The organism is Actinospica robiniae DSM 44927, from assembly GCF_000504285.1.
GTDB lineage: Bacteria > Actinomycetota > Actinomycetes > Streptomycetales > Catenulisporaceae > Actinospica > Actinospica robiniae.
In genome coordinates, this window is record NZ_KI632511.1 from 4526081 (window position 1) to 4541580 (window position 15500).

General features: G+C 68.9%; 20 protein-coding genes. 16 read left to right on the plus strand and 4 right to left on the minus strand.

The features are described from left to right. Positions 1–7: 7 nt before the first annotated feature. The 6 genes from ACTRO_RS19120 to ACTRO_RS48175 all read left to right on the plus strand — a co-directional run bounded on the left by ACTRO_RS19120 (position 8) and on the right by ACTRO_RS48175 (position 4933). Positions 8–658 carry a DUF5994 family protein gene (locus ACTRO_RS19120; protein WP_211244340.1) on the plus strand — a complete coding sequence of 217 codons (651 nt, stop codon included), beginning with the start codon at positions 8–10 and terminating at the stop codon, positions 656–658. Between the two features lie 91 nt (positions 659–749). After that, entirely contained in the window at positions 750–1793 is a 1044-nt protein-coding gene (locus tag ACTRO_RS19125) for a fatty acid desaturase family protein (RefSeq protein ID WP_211244341.1), read from the plus strand. 274 nt (positions 1794–2067) lie between these two features. After that, positions 2068–2880, plus strand: coding sequence for an alpha/beta fold hydrolase (locus ACTRO_RS19130; RefSeq protein WP_034264873.1), 813 nt, complete (start codon positions 2068–2070; stop codon positions 2878–2880). Then, a complete protein-coding gene (locus ACTRO_RS19135; RefSeq protein ID WP_051451058.1) occupies positions 2877–4205 on the plus strand; it encodes a SpoIIE family protein phosphatase in 1329 nt (442 codons plus the stop codon). Before ACTRO_RS19130 ends, ACTRO_RS19135 begins: the two co-directional genes overlap by 4 nt. Before the next feature lie 174 nt (positions 4206–4379). Continuing rightward, complete coding sequence (locus tag ACTRO_RS19140) at positions 4380–4736, plus strand: photosystem reaction center subunit H (protein WP_034264880.1); 357 nt, start codon at positions 4380–4382, stop codon at positions 4734–4736. Positions 4737–4765: 29 nt separating this feature from the next. After that, a complete protein-coding gene (locus ACTRO_RS48175; RefSeq protein ID WP_169739925.1) occupies positions 4766–4933 on the plus strand; it encodes a hypothetical protein in 168 nt (55 codons plus the stop codon). A 49-nt stretch (positions 4934–4982) separates the two neighbouring features. Here ACTRO_RS48175 and ACTRO_RS19145 read toward each other — a convergent pair whose 3' ends face one another. Continuing rightward, complete coding sequence (locus tag ACTRO_RS19145; protein WP_034264883.1) at positions 4983–5465, minus strand: DUF5994 family protein; 483 nt, start codon at positions 5463–5465, stop codon at positions 4983–4985. 219 nt (positions 5466–5684) lie between these two features. Between ACTRO_RS19145 and ACTRO_RS48180 the strand changes: the two genes are divergently transcribed. Then, positions 5685–6146, plus strand: coding sequence for an STAS domain-containing protein (locus ACTRO_RS48180; protein WP_169739926.1), 462 nt, complete (start codon positions 5685–5687; stop codon positions 6144–6146). A 120-nt stretch (positions 6147–6266) separates the two neighbouring features. Beyond that, positions 6267–6986 (plus strand): PRC-barrel domain-containing protein, encoded by a 720-nt coding sequence (locus ACTRO_RS19155; RefSeq protein ID WP_034264886.1) that lies wholly within the window; start codon positions 6267–6269, stop codon positions 6984–6986. A gap of 29 nt (positions 6987–7015) precedes the next feature. Here the strand turns inward: ACTRO_RS19155 and ACTRO_RS19160 are convergent, their stop codons facing one another. Beyond that, complete coding sequence (locus ACTRO_RS19160) at positions 7016–7774, minus strand: GAF and ANTAR domain-containing protein (RefSeq protein ID WP_063628029.1); 759 nt, start codon at positions 7772–7774, stop codon at positions 7016–7018. A gap of 665 nt (positions 7775–8439) precedes the next feature. Here ACTRO_RS19160 and ACTRO_RS19165 point away from each other — a divergent pair. The 3 genes from ACTRO_RS19165 (at position 8440) to ACTRO_RS19175 (ending at position 10384) form a co-directional block, all read left to right on the plus strand. Beyond that, on the plus strand, positions 8440–9165 hold the full coding sequence (locus tag ACTRO_RS19165) for a GAF and ANTAR domain-containing protein (RefSeq protein ID WP_051451060.1): 726 nt from the start codon (positions 8440–8442) through the stop codon (positions 9163–9165). A 64-nt stretch (positions 9166–9229) separates the two neighbouring features. Beyond that, positions 9230–9994 carry a GAF and ANTAR domain-containing protein gene (locus tag ACTRO_RS19170; RefSeq protein ID WP_034264889.1) on the plus strand — a complete coding sequence of 255 codons (765 nt, stop codon included), beginning with the start codon at positions 9230–9232 and terminating at the stop codon, positions 9992–9994. A 165-nt stretch (positions 9995–10159) separates the two neighbouring features. Continuing rightward, the gene (locus ACTRO_RS19175; protein WP_034264893.1) at positions 10160–10384 is read left to right on the plus strand and encodes a hypothetical protein; all 225 of its coding nucleotides are present in this window, start codon (positions 10160–10162) and stop codon (positions 10382–10384) included. Between the two features lie 116 nt (positions 10385–10500). Here the strand turns inward: ACTRO_RS19175 and ACTRO_RS19180 are convergent, their stop codons facing one another. Next, positions 10501–10836, minus strand: a complete 336-nt coding sequence (locus tag ACTRO_RS19180) for an RNA polymerase-binding protein RbpA (protein ID WP_034264896.1) — start codon at positions 10834–10836, stop codon at positions 10501–10503. A gap of 568 nt (positions 10837–11404) precedes the next feature. Here ACTRO_RS19180 and ACTRO_RS19185 point away from each other — a divergent pair. From ACTRO_RS19185 to ACTRO_RS19205, 5 genes are all read left to right on the plus strand, one after another. Further along, positions 11405–11641 carry a cold-shock protein gene (locus ACTRO_RS19185; protein WP_051451061.1) on the plus strand — a complete coding sequence of 79 codons (237 nt, stop codon included), beginning with the start codon at positions 11405–11407 and terminating at the stop codon, positions 11639–11641. Between the two features lie 101 nt (positions 11642–11742). Then, on the plus strand, positions 11743–12129 hold the full coding sequence (locus ACTRO_RS43565; RefSeq protein WP_169739927.1) for an STAS domain-containing protein: 387 nt from the start codon (positions 11743–11745) through the stop codon (positions 12127–12129). Between the two features lie 353 nt (positions 12130–12482). Beyond that, complete coding sequence (locus ACTRO_RS19195) at positions 12483–12686, plus strand: cold-shock protein (protein WP_034264898.1); 204 nt, start codon at positions 12483–12485, stop codon at positions 12684–12686. 310 nt (positions 12687–12996) lie between these two features. Continuing rightward, positions 12997–14469 (plus strand): DEAD/DEAH box helicase, encoded by a 1473-nt coding sequence (locus ACTRO_RS19200; protein WP_034264901.1) that lies wholly within the window; start codon positions 12997–12999, stop codon positions 14467–14469. A 79-nt stretch (positions 14470–14548) separates the two neighbouring features. Beyond that, the gene (locus ACTRO_RS19205) at positions 14549–14785 is read left to right on the plus strand and encodes an SCO5918 family protein (RefSeq protein ID WP_051451063.1); all 237 of its coding nucleotides are present in this window, start codon (positions 14549–14551) and stop codon (positions 14783–14785) included. A gap of 240 nt (positions 14786–15025) precedes the next feature. On the opposite strand, the gene ACTRO_RS50380 is transcribed toward ACTRO_RS19205, so the two are convergent. After that, on the minus strand, positions 15026–15478 hold the full coding sequence (locus ACTRO_RS50380; RefSeq protein WP_034264904.1) for an anti-sigma factor antagonist: 453 nt from the start codon (positions 15476–15478) through the stop codon (positions 15026–15028). Positions 15479–15500: the final 22 nt, after the last annotated feature.

The window sequence follows — 15500 nt, forward strand, 5'->3', positions numbered from 1 at the left end:
GAGTAAGATGGATGATACCGAGGGCATCTCGAAAGCCGCCATCCGAGGCGGCATCGTCTCCGGCGCGTCACAACATCCGGGGCCGCATGCCCGGAGACAGGTCCGCATCGTGACCATTCTCGAGCGAACGACGGAGCCGGAGAACATCTCGGCATCGTCGGTCCGCATTTCCCTCAAACCCCGTACCGAGCATCCGGGCATGGTCAACGGCGCATGGTGGCCGCGTTCGCGTGACCTGGCCGCCGAACTTCCCCCGCTCATCGCCGCGCTGGACGCGGCCTGGGGGAAGATCCACCGGGTCACGGTCAACGTGCACATGTGGCCCGAGATCCCCAGGCGGCTCGTCACCGGCTCGCACACGGTGCGGGTGGGCTGGTTCGACGCCGAACAGGACCGGCACGACCTGTGCGTGCTCTCGCACAGCTGCGCGCCTTACCGCTGGGATCTGGTGGTGGTCCCGCCGGAGACGGACCCCGACCGCGCGACGCTCCTGATGGCGTCCGCCGCCGATGTACACAACAAGCAGACAGCGAGCGCACTGGTCGCAGGTGCCCTGGCCGGCATGGGCGATGCGTCATGGGATCTTGCCCGTATCCGCGAGTGGGAGTGCGAAGGCGGCGGCGGGCGCATGCTCGAAGGCGTGCAGCTATACGGATAGTCAGCCACGGGGCCTCCGATTCCTGGTCCAGACCTTGCCGGCCTGGAGATCGCCACGCTGACGCGGTTCGCTACGGGATTGTGGAGGCGTTGTGCCCATCGAGAAGACACTCGTGCACTCCGGCAAAGGACGAGGCAGCGAATTCGCCGGCCTGCTCGAGCAGGTGAGATCGGCCGGACTACTCGAACGCCGGCCGTGGTACTACGCGGCGAAGATCGCATCGACGGTGCTCGCCTTGGTTGCGGGCGTGGCGGCTTTCGCCGTGTTGGGCGATTCCTGGTGGCAGATGGCGGTGGCCGTCTATCTGGCCATAGTCTTCGCTCAACTCGGGTTCATCGGCCATGATGCGGGGCACGGCCAGATCCGGCAAGGTACGCGTGCCAATACCCTGATCGGCGTGATCCACGCCAACGCCCTGGTCGGGCTGAGCTACGGCTGGTGGAACGAGAAGCACAACCGGCACCACGCCCACCCCAACGAGCCGGGCCGCGACCCCGACGTGGACGCCGGAGCATTGGCCTTCACCGTCCAGGCGGCCGCAGGCCGGCGCGGTCTGGGCCGGGTGGCAGTACGCTATCAGGCCTGGTATTTCATTCCGCTGCTGTTGTTGCAGGCTGTAAGCCTGCATGTCAATAGCATTATATGGCTGGTGCGGGAGCGGCGGATGAGGCGGGTGGAGGTTCTGCTCCTGGCCGCGCACGTGAGCGGCTACGTGACGGCGCTGCTGCTGGTGCTCTCCCCGGCCAAGGCACTCGTCTTCGCCGTCGTGCACCAGGGACTGCTCGGGGTGTATCTGGGCTGTGCGTTCGCACCCAACCACAAGGGCATGCCGGCCCCGGCCGGGAGCGACGCGGCGAATTTCCTGCGTCGGCAGGTCCTCGCCTCGCGCGACGTGCGCCCCGGGTGGTTGGTCGACTGGGCGCTGGGCGGGTTGAACTACCAGATCGAGCACCACCTGTTCCCGAGCATGCCCCGGGCCAACTTGAAACGCGCCAAGCCGTTGGTACGGGCCTACTGCGCCCGGATCGGCGTGCCGTACCGCGAGTGCGGCCTGTTCGACTCCTACCGCCAGGCCCTGCGGCACCTCGACGCGATGGGCGTCATCGGCTCACGCGCGCTTGACGAGGCGGGCTGAACAGCCGAGGCGGTGACCCGCGCGGGAGCCGACGGGCGCGCAGAACGGCACAGCCGACGATGCCTTCCCGATTCCTCGCATGGCCTCCGGTGCCCGCACCGCCCGTGGTGCTCAGTTCGATGGTGTTCGGCTCGGAAGCTCACCTGAGTGGCGTAACGCCGGTGCTGATCGCCCGCTAGCCGCGACCGTGACCTGCCGGATGACCGGCAGGTCGACGGTTCCGGCGTTCCACGAGCCGCCGAGTGCTCCGGGCCGACGTGCAAGGATGGCTGGTATGGACGTGGTCCGGAGGAACAATGTGACGATCAGCGGCCGGCCCGAGGGGCCGGTGGTCATGCTGGCGCACGGATTCGGCTGCGATCAGAACATGTGGCGTCTCGTGGAACCGGTGCTGGCCGAGTGTTTCCAGGTGGTGCGCTTCGACTACGTGGGCTCGGGCCGCTCGGACCCCTCGGCCTGGGACCCGCGGCGCTACGGCACTCTGGCGGGGTACGCGGCCGACGTGCTCGAGATCTGCGCCGAACTCGACCTGACCGACGTGGTGTTCGTGGGACATTCCGTCAGCGCGATGGTCGGGGTGATCGCGGCGGCCGAAGCGCCGAAGCGGTTCGCCCGGCTGGTCATGGTCGGTCCGTCCCCGCGCTACATCGACGACCCGGCGACCGGGTATGCCGGCGGGTTCACCGCGGCGGACATCGACGGTTTGCTCGAGTCGCTGGAAAGCAACTATCTGGGGTGGTCGGCCGCGATGGCCCCGGCGATCATGGGCAACCCGGACCGTCCGGAGCTCGGGACGGAACTGACCAACAGCTTCTGCGCCACCGACCCCGGCATGGCGGCGGTGTTCGCACGCACCACGTTCCTGTCCGACTCCCGGGCCGATCTGGCCTCGGTGAACCTGCCCACGCTGGTGCTCGAGTGCTCCCAGGACATCATCGCGCCGCGCCAGGTCGGCGCCTTCGTGCACGCCGCCATCCCGGGCAGCGTCCTGATCACCCTGGACGCCACCGGCCACTGCCCGCAGCTGAGCGCGCCGGAGGCCACCGCGCGGGCCATCGCGGATTTCGTCGGCGCTGCACGCGGATGAGCCCGACCCGGCGCCGAAACGTCGAGAAAGACCGCGAACCCGGAGGTGGGAGCGTGGACGAGTACGACCAAGCGCAGCTGTCCGCACTCCTGGAGGACAGTGCCGAGGACCTGTACGAACACGCCCCGTGCGGCTACCTGTCCACGACGCCCGACGGGAGGATCGCGAAGGCGAACGCCACCCTGCTGGACTGGCTCGGCTACAGCCGCGAGCAGATGGTCGGCCGTATGCATTTCGCCGACCTGCTGACCGTGGGCGGCAAGCTCTACCACGAGACGCACTTCGCCCCGCTGCTGGCGATGCAGGGGCAGCTGTCCGGGATCGCGCTGGAGCTCAAGGCCGCGGACGGCACCCGGCTGCCGGTCCTGGTGACCTCCGTGGTCAAGACGGCGAGCACCGGGCAGCCGCTGCTGATCCGCACCACCGTCCTCGACGCCCGGGACCGCCGCGGCTACGAGAACGAACTGCTGCGCGCCGGCAGGCAGGCCGAGCAGGCTCTCGCCGAGGCCGAAGCCGCCCACGGCGTGGCCGAAGCCGAACGCGCCCGCCTTCAGCGCGTCGTGTCCATCCTGCAGAAAAGCCTCCTGCCACCGGACCTACCGCGGATGCCCGGCCTCGACGCGGCCGCCTACTACCACCCCGCTTCGGTCGACGAGATCGGCGGCGACTTCTACGACCTGTTCCCCCTCGGCCCAGGCCGCGGCGGGTTCTTCCTCGGCGACGTCCGTGGCAAGGGACCCGAAGCGGCCGCCGTCACCTCGCTGATCCGCTACACGCTACGCGCCGCGTTCCTCGTCGAAGGCAACCCCGTCCGCACGCTCGCCATGCTCAACACCGCACTGCGCGAGCGCTACCCCGAAGACGACATGCGCTTTTGCACCGTCATCGCCGGCACGGTGGAGCTGGAGGGCGGCAGCGTCAGGGTGGAGTTGGCCAGTGGCGGCCACCCGCCGGCTTTGCTGCTGCACGCCGACGGCACGGCGGAGCAGATTTACACCCCCGGAGGCATGCTCATCGGCGTCCTGCCCGAGCCGCCCCTCACCTCCGCCGCCGTCGTGCTCGGGCCGGGCGAGACGCTGCTGCTCTACACCGACGGGCTCACCGAGGCGCGCACCCGGGCGGGCCCGCGCTACAGCGAGGAGGCCTTGCACGCCTTCACCCAGGACCTCGCGCCGGCCGGCGCCCACGAAGCCGTCAGCGCCTTGACGAAACTGCTCGAGAGCTTCGGCGACGGCCTCGAGGACGACACCGCGCTGCTCGCCCTCGGCGCCCCCGCGGGCCCGATCACCCCGGCCGCGCCCGGCGGCACGCAGAGCCCCGAATAGCCCCACACCGGCGCCAGTGTCGGGCACGCGCGCGCCCGGCTCCGATCCCGCCGCGCCCGCGCCCGCTCGGCCGGAAACCCCCGTGGACGACGCACCGAACATGCCGCCGCGCCGGGCGGCAACGCCCGAGGAGAGGCAAGCTGGAACAGTACAGACCGGAGAAGGGAACGCTTTGTGATCGAGGCAGCAGACATCCGAGAGTGGCGCACCCAGGACGTCGTCGATCCGGGTGGCCACAAGATCGGCGCTATGGAGTCCGTCTACGTCGACACCAGCACCGATGCGCCGGCCATGGCGACGGTGCAGATCGGCATGCCCACCCGGCATCGCCTCGTGTTCGTTCCCCTGGATGGAGCAATCGTCGGACCGGGATACCTGAAGGTCGGCTATTCCAAGTCCCTGGTCAAGAAGTGCCCGGCCATGGGCACGGACGAAGTCCTGCCCGCGGCCGAGGAAGAGGCGATCTTCCGCCACTACGACCTGCCCTACACACCCGGGACCTCCGGCGAGCGGCAGCTCGCCCGCCGCTGACCGGCCCGCGCGAGAACGAAGGTGCGCCCATGGCCCTGTTCCTCTTCGTGATCATCGTGGCGATCGCGCTCGGCATCATCGGCGTCGTCGCCCACGGCCTGCTCTACCTGCTGGTGATCGGAGCCGTTCTCCTCGCGCTGGACCTGCTCTACCTCGCCTTGCGCTGGAGGCGCTCCGGACGTCGACCGCAGCGCTGACTTCGCCGCTCGGCAGCTGGGGACGACTGTTTCCGCGGATCCATCTGCCTCAGTTCGGTCCGTCCCGTTCGGCTCGGATCTCGATGAGGATCTGCTCGGCCGAAGCGCTGTTGTCTGCTTGGACGGCCTGCGCCATCGCGGCGCGCGCGGCCTGCTCGGTCGCATCCGGCGGCACCACGAGCAGGGAGAAGTGGTCTTGGTCGCCGCGGGTTACCAAGACGGTGTCGTCGCCGGTCGCGGAGGAATCGACGTGCACCACCCGGCCGTCGAGGACGAGTCGTGCCGGCAGGCCGTTCCAGGCCGACGCGTCCAGCCCGATCCGCGTGATCGGGCCGATGTACTGCGTCAGTGCGCTCACCAGGGCGGGGAGTTCGATCGCGACATCACGGGACCTCGGCCACCACGCACCATCGAGGACGCCTACTCGGGAGCGCGTCGTCTCCATGCGGAGAAGCGCGGTGCCGGCCGTCGCGCTGTGGAAGACCGCGCTCGGCAGATGCTTGGAAGCCAGGGGAACAGCGGAATCAGCCATGATGTATCCGTCCGTATGCCTCGCACGGAGGGCGGCTCGTCGCGCTGCCCCCACTCCACGATACGCCGTCCGCTGTCGGTCCGACATTCCGCGGGATTCCGGAAATCCACGCAGAACGAAAACGCGCCGAGCAGCGTAGAGCAGCGTAGAGTAGAGGTGTCACTCTGGACCTCGGCGACTTTCGTGCACGAAGCACAGACAGGTCGGAGGCAGAGGCAGATGAACGCACAGCAGCTCGATTGCACCGAGCAGCGTCGTCCCGGCAGAATTGCCGTAATGACCCTTTCCGGCGAATTGGACATTCTGACCGCACGCGAGCTCGACGACCGTCTCGGCTCTTTGATGGCCGCCGGATATCACCGCATCGTCCTCGATATGGCACGGCTGAGCTTCTGTGACGCCAGCGGCATAGGTGCGCTGATCAGGGCCCGAAAGAACGTCGGCCGTCGGCGCGGGTGGCTGCGCCTGGCCGGGGTCAATCCCCGGCTGCACACGATATTGACGATCCTCGCCCTCCTGGGCGTTTTTCCCGAGTTCGACGACGTGTCGAGCGCCGTACGGGCCGGCATATCCCCCGGCTCGTCCAGCGTGCCGACTGCCGATATCGGGCACGCGTCCACCGCGTCGACAGAAACAACCCCAAGCGTGAGCAAGTATCTGGTTGCGCCCGAAAGTGACTAATGCGGTTGCACCGGATTAGTGCGATAATCAGAAAGCAAAGCGTGCCTCGATCCGCCTGGACCCCGCGCTTCCTCGCCGCTCCCCGCAAGAAGACGACCAGCGAAGAAGGCGGCGAGGATCGTGAAGTCTCTCCAGGCCAGCAAGATCATCATCGGCAGCGAAGTCCGCTGTATCGACGGCAGGTGCGGATTCCTCCAGCGGGTGGTCATCGAGCCCGTTGAGGGCGTCGCCACCCACCTGATCGTCGGGACGAACCACCGCGGGAAGGCACCGTACCTGATTCCCGTCGAGACGGTGATCTGGACGGAGCAGGGCAGGCCCGGCACCATCCAGTTGCGCTGCACACTCGCCGAGCTGCGCTCCTTCGAAACAGCGCCCGCGCGCCACTTCCTCGCGGGTGCGAGCGGGCACTGGGGCTACCGGCAGGAACAGATGTATTCCTGGCCGAACTACCGCCTGGGCCGCGCCGCCGGTGCCGCCGCTTCAAGCGTCCGTACCGAGGACGCGTCGAGGGCGACCGCGCAGTCGGATTCGCGCACGCGTCTGCATCACCATGCGCGTCGCCAATCAAGCCTCGGCGAGGTAGAGGTACGCCGGGGCGATCACATGTGGGCGACCGACGGGCCGCTCGGGCGGGTTCAGGGGCTGATCGTGGACCGCTTCGACCGCCACGTCACCCACGTGCTGCTCGACGAGGGCGATATGTGGGGCCAGAAGAGGGCAGCCATCCCGATCGACTCCATCGTCAATCTCCGCGAGCTGGGCGATGGCGTGAAGGTCGACCTCACCAGGGAGCAGGTGAACCAGCTCCCTCCGATCGAGCTCGACGTCCAGGAATGACGAGGCGCCGGTGCGGACGTTCCGATGCGTCATCGGCGGTCAGGAGGTGGTTTCCGTTGCCCGAGTCGGGTCACTTCTTGGACGGGGCCGACCATCACTTCCTCGGCGGCGGCATACCGCTTGGCCACGTCTCGGGCCAGCTCCGACAGGGGCAGGCCGTGGCTGCGGGCGTGGGCGCGCAGGAGGGCGAAGGCCGCGTCGATAGTGATCCGGCAGCGTTCGGCCAGCACGCCGGTGGCCTGCTCGATCGCGACCCGGCTGGCCAGGGCCTGTTCGAGCTGATCGTTGAGCAGTCCGGCCTGGTGGCGGTAGCGCTGGGCCAGAATCCCGATGGTGGCCGTGTCCGCGAGCGCCTGGCCGGTACGGACGTGGTCGTCGCCGAGCGGGCCCGGGCGTGCGCTGAAAAGGCTCAGGGCGCCGATGACGGTGGCGCGCAGGCGCATCGGCAGCGCGTGCACGGAGACGAAGCCGGCGAGGCCGGCGGCGTCGGCGATCTGGGGCCAGCGCTCGGCGCAGGTCGGCAGGTCGGCGTCGATCACCGGCTCCCCGGCGCGATATGCGTCGAGACATGGCCCTGCGTCACGCTGGAGCCTGAACAGCGCCGACAGGTACGCGTCGGCGCTGGACGAGGCAGTGACGCGCAGTTGGCCGTGAGCGTCGGCCAGCATGAAACCGGCGGCGTCCACATCCAGCAACTGCACACAGCGCTCGGACACTGTGTGCAGGAAATCGATCACGTCGAACTCGTCTACCAAGGTGTCGGCCGCCTCGACGAACGCCTCGATCAATTGATGTTCTCGGGTCACGCTCATGCCTCCATGGTCGGGGATCGTCTCTGTGTCTGATGGCCGTCCCGGGAACGAGGGTCGTGTGAGGTGAGGCCGGCGGCGATTCCGCCCGCGATCCACCCGATGACGCGCATGCGGACTCCCGGTGAGAGCAGGAAGAGCCGCATGGGTCGCGCGGTGTACTCGCGAGGCGCATCGGGCTTCGCCCGGGCGCCGCACGCCCCAAGCCAACCCGGTCCACCCATGAGAAGCCGAGCCGACCCATGCGGTCGGCGGAGATGCTGATGCTCATATCGCCGGGGTCCGGAGCGATGGCGACATCCTACTCTTCCTATTCAGGGTCCTGTCTTGATCGTGCGTCCCGACGTCCTGCGCAGCCGGCAGGCCGGCGCCCGCCGGCCGCAACCTGCGCCCGGGCTCTCCGGGAATGGAGAGACACTCCGGAGCCGATGCGCTCAAGACGCCTCTCGAGCGCCGTTTGGCTCCGCATCCTCGGGGAACGCGGGAGCTGAACCGATTTCACGGTGATAATCCGCGAACTCCGACGCTTCGACTTCTGGTCTGAGCGGCAACGCCACTACAGTGGCCGCCTGGGGCCGTCCCGCCGCTGCCGATTCGACCGTACGTGCCTGATCGCACTGGGGGAGCGAAGGAGGAGACCGTCCGTGCTCAGCGACCAGATGGCTGCCGTCATCGCGCTTCTGGGCGCGGAGGCCACCGGTGGCGCGGTATTGCCCGCGGCGGCTGCCGTCGCGGCAGCGCAGGCTTTGAAGGTCGACGGGATCTGCGCGGCGGTGGGCACGGGCGCGGAGGGCGCCGTTCTGACGTGGGGACGCAGCGAGACCGCAGTCGCGCTGGACGAGGCCGGATTCACGCTCGGCGAGGGCCCGGGCCGAGACTGCCTGGTGGCCGGTGTGCCGGTGCTCGTGGGCGACCTCAGCACCACCCACGCCCGCTGGCCCGCGTTCGCCCCCGCGGCCATCGAGCTCGGCGTGCGCGCGGTTTTCGCGCTGCCGCTGCGTGTCGGGGCGATCAGCGTCGGGACGCTGCTGGTCCACCGCACCGCTCCCGGGTCCTTGCGTGACGGGCAACTGGTCGACGCCCTGGCCTTGGCCGAGACCCTCACCATCCTGCTGCTGAGCCGGGGAACGGACGAAGCGACGCGCGCGTTCGCCGAGGGCGAGGAGCCGAGCCCGGCCTGGGAGGCGTCCTACACCCACCGCCTACAGGTGCACCAGGCCACCGGGATGGTCAGCGTCCAGCTGGGCGTGAGCCTGGCCGAGGCCCTGCTGCGCCTGCGTGCCTACGCCTACGCCCACGAACGCCCCCTGCACCAAGTCACGGCCGACGTGGTGGCCCGCCGTCTGCGACTGGAGGATTCACCCTCGTGAAAGACCTGACGCAAGAACCCGAGCGCGCCCCCGACCTGCGGCCGGAGGCCTCTATCCTGGAGGTATGGCCATGAGCCGCGAGAAAGCACTGACCGAAGCGTTCGTCGAAGCCGCCGACACGCTGGTCGACGACTTCGATGTGATCGACTTCCTGCACACCCTGGCGGAACGCTGCGTCCAACTCCTCGGCGTGGACGCGGCCGGCCTGATGCTCGCCGACCACCGCGGCACGCTGCGCGCCTCCGCCGCGTCCAGCGAGAACGCCCGGCTGATGGAACTGTTCGAGCTCCAAGCCGACACCGGACCATGCGTCGACTGCTACCGCGGCGCCGTCGCGGTGGTCAACGCCGACCTGGACGCGAACGCCGAGCGCTGGCCGCGATTCGCCGAAGCCGCCGGCGCCCTCGGATTCGTCTCCGTCCACGCCCTGCCGCTACGACTGCGCGAGCGGGTCATCGGAGCCCTGAACCTGTTCTGCTCCAGCCCCGAACCCCTCGGCGAGGAAGACGTACGCGTCGGCCAGGCCCTGGCGGACGTGGCCACCATCGGGATCCTGGCCCAGCGCAGCCTCGAGCAGGCCGACCTGGTCACCACCCAGCTGCAGACCGCCCTCAACAGCCGCATCTCCATCGAACAGGCGAAAGGGGTGATCGCGGAGCGCCACCGGATCAAACTCGACGAGGCGTTCACGATCCTGCGCCGCCACGCGCGCGACAACAACCTGCGCATGTCCGACCTCGCCCGGGACGTGGCCAACGGCTCCCCACTGCCGACGAGAGACGAAACCCTCGCCGCACGCTCCGCGGAGAGCCCGGAACCCGGCCTGTGACCGACTGGCCATGGCCGGGAAGTGGTCTTCATTCGGAAGCGTTCTCGCGCCGGCAGACCCGAGGGTGTCGATGACCTCGCGGAACGCCCCCGGCGGACTCGACACCGCCGCAGCCGCACCATGCCCGGGGTCGCGCCCCTCGGCGGCCCATGATGTGCTGATCCCATGGAGACCTTCACGCCGAACGCGTACCTCCTGGGCGGGCCCGTTCCCGTCGGCAGCGCGGTCAAGGACCCCCGCGTCGTCACGCTTCCCGCCGGCACCGAAATCGCCGAGGACACGGCCGAAGACGGCAGCGGGCTCCATGTCTGGCGGCGCACAGACAGGTTCAGGGATTTCGAGGGCCTGGATCTACGCGAATACGAGTACGTGGGCCCGGCGGAGTCCTGAGGGCCCCTCGCCACCCGGCTGGATCGCGGCTGCCGCCAGTGCTGCGATGGCCTGCGCATATGTCTCGGCGTCGGCCACGTGGGACCCGAGGGTGACCGCGCCGTCGGCGCTCGCTCTCAGCACGCCGAGCGCAGCCTGGCCAGGGCCTCGGCCAGCAGGACCTCCGCGTCAGCGTCGCTGCGCCGCGCGCGCACGCAGGCGAGATGCGTCTTGTACGCCTCGACGCCGAGGACGGACGGAGGGCTGTCCGGATCCCGGCCGGCGGAGAGATCGCAGACGTGGCAGTCCCAGGTGTCCGGGATGGGCGCCGTGGCGGCGAACTGCGGCCGGACGGTATGGCCGTTCGCGCACCAGAACGTGACGGCGACGCGCTCGACGAGATCACCGCGCGCGGATACACCTTTCGGGCCGGAGCCGATCCTGCTTCCGTGCAGAGCGCTGTTTCGTGCCATGGCTGGAATCTCCCGTGGTCGCCGTCGGCCCGATGACCGAACATGCACTGAGTCGTTCCGCCATAGACCGGCCGTCTTCGGCTTCGAATCGCGGGCAACCCTCTGACAGTACGCCTTCTCGGAAGGCCGACGACCACGAAACCGTCTGCGTCCACACTCATTCGCGCGTGTCTCCGTCGCCGATCCCGGGCACCTGCTGTCTTTTCGATCCCTGATCGACTCCCGGCGCGGGCACGCCGCGCGCCCTGGAAAGCGCGAGCCTCAGCACGCTGCGCCCCGCCGTCCTTCGCTACCGGGCCTCAGCGCGACACGGCCGTCGGTTGGCGCACGACGTGCGCGTCGCGGAGTACGATGAGGGGTACCGGCGTTCACCACTTCGCAAGGCGGCGTTGAGGCCGCCCGAGCACCGGTCGATCGACCAACTGGGCCTGAGGGGCCCGGATCGGCGGAATCCCCCATCTCGAAGCCATCCAGGCTTTCACGAGCTTTATCCAGCGGTCTCTCCGCAATCGCGCGTTCCCGGCGATTCGTCCGGGCATCCCGGGCCGCCGCCAGCGAAGGGAAATTCATGGCCACAGGCACCGTCAAATGGTTCAGCGTCGCGGAGAAGTACGGCTTCATCGTCCCGGACGAGGTCGGCAAGGATGTGTTCGTCCACATGTCCGCGCTGGTCGCCGCCCGGATTCCCTACCTCGACGACGGAACGAGGGTCTCGTTCGACCTGAATGAGAGCACGGGCAAGCGCACGACGGGGAACCTGGATCTCCTGGCTGGCGACCCGTCAGAAGCCGTGGCCGCCTCGTAGCGGAGCGAGGCCACTGAGCACGACCGCCGGACGAGCCCGCTCGGCCGGAGCGGATTCGCCGGCATGACCGCCGCATACGAAATCGAATGGAAGGGAGAATCTTGCCCGAACAGCTCAATTGCACGCTCAGTACCGAACCGGACCGGCGCACCGTGTTATGGATTCGAGGGGAGGTCGATGTCGCCACCGCCGAGCAGTTCCGCAGTGCGGTCCTGCACACGGCGCGACACGGGAAGCGGATGGTGTACGACGTCGAAGGCGCGATGTTCCTCGACGCCAGCGGCCTTCGCGTGCTCAGGGCACTCGCGCAGGAGGCACGACGCCTCCACCACCCCGCTCCGGTGTTGCGCGGCATGCGCCCGCTGCTTGCCAGATCGCTGAAGGCGACCGGTCTGCTCGACGCGTTCGCCCAGGAGCCGGCCACACCCTTCACCCTCACTCGGGCGCGAATCGGCCGCCGAGCAGCGGTACCGGCGCCTTCGGCGTAGTCGCGGCCTCGCGACGAGGCGGCGACGGTGAATCGGGAGGGATGGAGTTTCCTGACTTTCCCGGTGTCGAAAACCTGAGGCGACGAGGGCAGAAATCAGGAGTCTTCGCGGAAACATTCTCCCGGATTCCACAGATTCGGCGCTCGATGCCGACACGGGCTACTCGAACCGTGATAAGGTCGAATCAGTTGCGGTTTTGGTTCCCGAGCCCTTTCGAGCGGCTCTGCTGGTCTTTGCTGCGCCGGCGGGAACACCCTTGTTCTCCCGGTGCACTTTCCCGGAGGGGTAATCATCTCGGCGACGCCGGGCTTGCACGGTGCGGGCCCGGAGTACCGCCCCCGAAGGAGAAAAACATGGCTGCCGGCACTGTGAAGTGGTTCAACGCGGAAAAGGGCTTCGGCTTCATCGAGCAGGACGGTGGCGGCCCGGACGTGTTCGCCCACTACTCGAACATCGCCGCCCAGGGCTACCGTGAGCTGCAGGAAGGCCAGAAGGTCAGCTTCGACGTCGCGCAGGGGCCCAAGGGCCCGCAGGCGGAGAACATCGTTCTCGCCTGACGCTCTCGCCTGACGCCCAGGGGCCCGCGCCGTTCAGGCACGGGCCCCTGGGCATCGGCGTAGCACGGGCATCACGCGCGGCGCCGGACGTCGCACAGTCTTCTCACAGCACACCGCGCCAAGCATGGATTCACCCAGGCCACCTGCTTGGGAACACCTATTTCTGGCGGACAGTCGGCCGCTTCCGGCCGCCGCGACATCGCGCCACCGTTTTCTTCCCCCATTTCTTCCGGCTCGTACGTGCGATTCTGGATGCGGTACGCCGCTGCCGGGAGTTCCTCGGTACGCGCCGCATCGAGGAAGGTTCTGTATGAACCGCTCCGCCCGCAAGAACGACCGTCATTTCCGCGCCGCTTCTGACGGCGCCTCAGCCACCGCGGGACCCCGGGCACAACCGTCGCATCGCTCAGGCGCGGCCCGGACGGGCGTCTCGGGGCGTCCCGGCGGCCGTGGGCCCCGCCCGGTTTCACCGGGTGAGTTCGCACTGCCGATCTCCGTCACTCCGGCACTGCCGGCCGTCGCGGCGTTCACCGATCTCGACCTGCCCGCACCGATCCTTGCGGCGCTGGGTACCGAGGGCGTGCTGACGCCGTTCCCGATCCAGGCGGCGACCCTGCCGAACTCCCTGGCCGGACGCGACGTGCTCGGCCGCGGGCGCACCGGGTCGGGCAAGACCCTGGCCTTCGGCCTGGCTCTGCTCGCCCGCACCGCGGGTCGCCGCGCCGAACCCCGGCAGCCACTCGCCCTGATCCTGGTGCCCACACGCGAATTGGCCCAGCAGGTCACCGACGCACTCGCGCCCTACGCAGGGCGGCTGAGGCTGCGCACCGCCACCGTGGTCGGCGGCCTGTCGATCAGCCGGCAGACCGCGGCGCTGCGCGGCGGAGCGGAGATCGTCGTGGCCACGCCCGGACGGCTCAGCGACCTCGTCCGACGCGGGGCATGCCGGCTGGACCAGGTCGCGGTCACCGTGCTGGACGAAGCCGACCAGATGGCCGACATGGGGTTCATGCCGCAGGTCACCGAACTGCTCGACCAGGTGCGCCCGGACGGCCAGCGGCTGCTGTTCTCCGCCACCCTCGACCGCAACGTCGACCTGCTCGTGCGCCGCTACCTCACCGATCCCATCGTGGTCTCGGTCGACCCCGCGGCCGCGGCGGTGACCACGATGGAGCACCACGTGCTGCACGTTCAGGGCTTCGACAAGCACGCCACCACGATCGAGATCGGCGCCCGCGACGGCAGCGTCCTGATGTTCCTGGACACCAAACACGCCGTCGACCGGCTGACCGGTGACCTGCTCTCCAGCGGCGTGCGCGCCGCCGCGCTGCACGGCGGCAAGTCCCAAGCGCAGCGCAACCGCACCCTCGAGCACTTCAAAACCGGGCACGTCAACGTCCTGGTGGCTACGAACGTCGCCGCACGCGGCATCCACATCGAGGACCTCGACCTCGTCGTCAACGTCGACCCGCCGAACGACCACAAGGACTACCTGCACCGCGGCGGACGCACCGCCCGTGCCGGAAAGACCGGCAGCGTCGTCACCCTCGTGCTGCCCGGCCAGCGCCGCGAGATGAACCGGCTGATGAACAACGCCGGCATCGTCCCCCAGACCACGCAGGTGCGATCGGGAGAGGCCGAACTGAGCCGCATCACCGGCGCCCAGGCACCGTCAGGCCATCCCGTCACCATCGCCGAGCCGGTGGCGCGACGCGCCGAGCGGCAAGACTCCCCGGCGCGAAGCCACCGCACCCGCTCCGGCCGGCGCCGAGGATCCCGGTAGCACCGATGCGCCGCGTGCCCGGCACGGCAGCACGCCAGCCCCGACCCGAGCGACACTTCTCCCGAATCTGTGAGGCACCATGCGCTGCATCATCGCTCACTTCGCCTTCGACCTCCGCGCCAGCGACGTGGAGAAGGCCATGGCAGGCATCGAGCCCGAACCCGTCAGAGGCGCATCCGTGATCATCGGACGCCGGGCCTACCCGGTCAAGCAGGTCGGTGAAGTGATCACCCGCCAGGACCGCCGTGACTTCGCAGCCTGGGAAGTCACCAGGGCCCTGAACCGTCTCGGTTTCACCTGCTCCAGTGGAGCCTGAAGCCTTCCCCCCGGTCGGTAGCCGGCAGATGGCGTAATCTCCGCCCTTCGGGCCTCGGTGCTACGGCACCGGGGCCCGCGACCATGTGAGGTGTGATGGGGAACCGAAAGGCCCGGCGCCGCCGGGAAACTCGACGACGAGGACTACCCCGCCTAAGGCGGGCACCGCCGCTATTCGCGCTACCGGCTGAAGCCGGCCTCGGGGGAAGACACACGACAAGGCGCTGCCCCGTCGGATTCCTCACCCATGCTCGGTCGTGGGTCGCCCGTCGGCTTCGCCTTCGACCACGTCGAGTCCGGGCAGACGGTCGGTGAACCCGGCCATGGACAAGACGGTGTGCACCGTGGGCGAACAGGTGATGCGCAGGGACGCGCCGCGTCGCGCGGTCAGAATGTAGGCGCGTACGAGCACGCTCAAGCCCATCGAGTCGATGAAGTCGACGGCGGTGAGGTCGAGGTGGTTGTCCTCGTCGTGCAGCCAGGGCATGATGCACGCGGCGACCTCGTCGGCGTTGTGCAGATCCATCTCACCGGTCAGGAGAAGATCCGCGCCGCGAGGGTGGACCACGCACGCGGGAGGGTGAATCTGCCCGACGGCCTGCGATTCGGGGCCGTATCCCGTCGGCGACACAGCCGCATCGGGTCGGCCCTCGGATGCGTGCGAGTATGCGTGGGCGTTCATCCCGAGCACCATGACCTTGTCTGCACCGAACTGG

What these genes read in the sequence shown, in the direction of transcription:
- ACTRO_RS19205 (WP_051451063.1), top strand. Translation starts at nt 14,549, where the DNA reads ATGCGCTGCATCATCGCTCACTTCGCCTTCGACCTCCGCGCCAGCGAC.
- ACTRO_RS19120 (WP_211244340.1), top strand. Translation starts at nt 8, where the DNA reads ATGGATGATACCGAGGGCATCTCGAAAGCCGCCATCCGAGGCGGCATC.
- ACTRO_RS19130 (WP_034264873.1), top strand. Translation starts at nt 2,068, where the DNA reads ATGGACGTGGTCCGGAGGAACAATGTGACGATCAGCGGCCGGCCCGAG.
- ACTRO_RS19180 (WP_034264896.1), bottom strand. Translation starts at nt 10,836, where the DNA reads ATGGCACGAAACAGCGCTCTGCACGGAAGCAGGATCGGCTCCGGCCCG.
- ACTRO_RS19135 (WP_051451058.1), top strand. Translation starts at nt 2,877, where the DNA reads ATGAGCCCGACCCGGCGCCGAAACGTCGAGAAAGACCGCGAACCCGGA.
- ACTRO_RS19145 (WP_034264883.1), bottom strand. Translation starts at nt 5,465, where the DNA reads ATGGCTGATTCCGCTGTTCCCCTGGCTTCCAAGCATCTGCCGAGCGCG.
- ACTRO_RS19200 (WP_034264901.1), top strand. Translation starts at nt 12,997, where the DNA reads ATGAACCGCTCCGCCCGCAAGAACGACCGTCATTTCCGCGCCGCTTCT.
- ACTRO_RS19195 (WP_034264898.1), top strand. Translation starts at nt 12,483, where the DNA reads ATGGCTGCCGGCACTGTGAAGTGGTTCAACGCGGAAAAGGGCTTCGGC.
- ACTRO_RS48175 (WP_169739925.1), top strand. Translation starts at nt 4,766, where the DNA reads ATGGCCCTGTTCCTCTTCGTGATCATCGTGGCGATCGCGCTCGGCATC.
- ACTRO_RS19170 (WP_034264889.1), top strand. Translation starts at nt 9,230, where the DNA reads ATGGCCATGAGCCGCGAGAAAGCACTGACCGAAGCGTTCGTCGAAGCC.
- ACTRO_RS19185 (WP_051451061.1), top strand. Translation starts at nt 11,405, where the DNA reads ATGGCCACAGGCACCGTCAAATGGTTCAGCGTCGCGGAGAAGTACGGC.
- ACTRO_RS50380 (WP_034264904.1), bottom strand. Translation starts at nt 15,478, where the DNA reads ATGGTGCTCGGGATGAACGCCCACGCATACTCGCACGCATCCGAGGGC.
- ACTRO_RS19175 (WP_034264893.1), top strand. Translation starts at nt 10,160, where the DNA reads ATGGAGACCTTCACGCCGAACGCGTACCTCCTGGGCGGGCCCGTTCCC.
- ACTRO_RS48180 (WP_169739926.1), top strand. Translation starts at nt 5,685, where the DNA reads ATGAACGCACAGCAGCTCGATTGCACCGAGCAGCGTCGTCCCGGCAGA.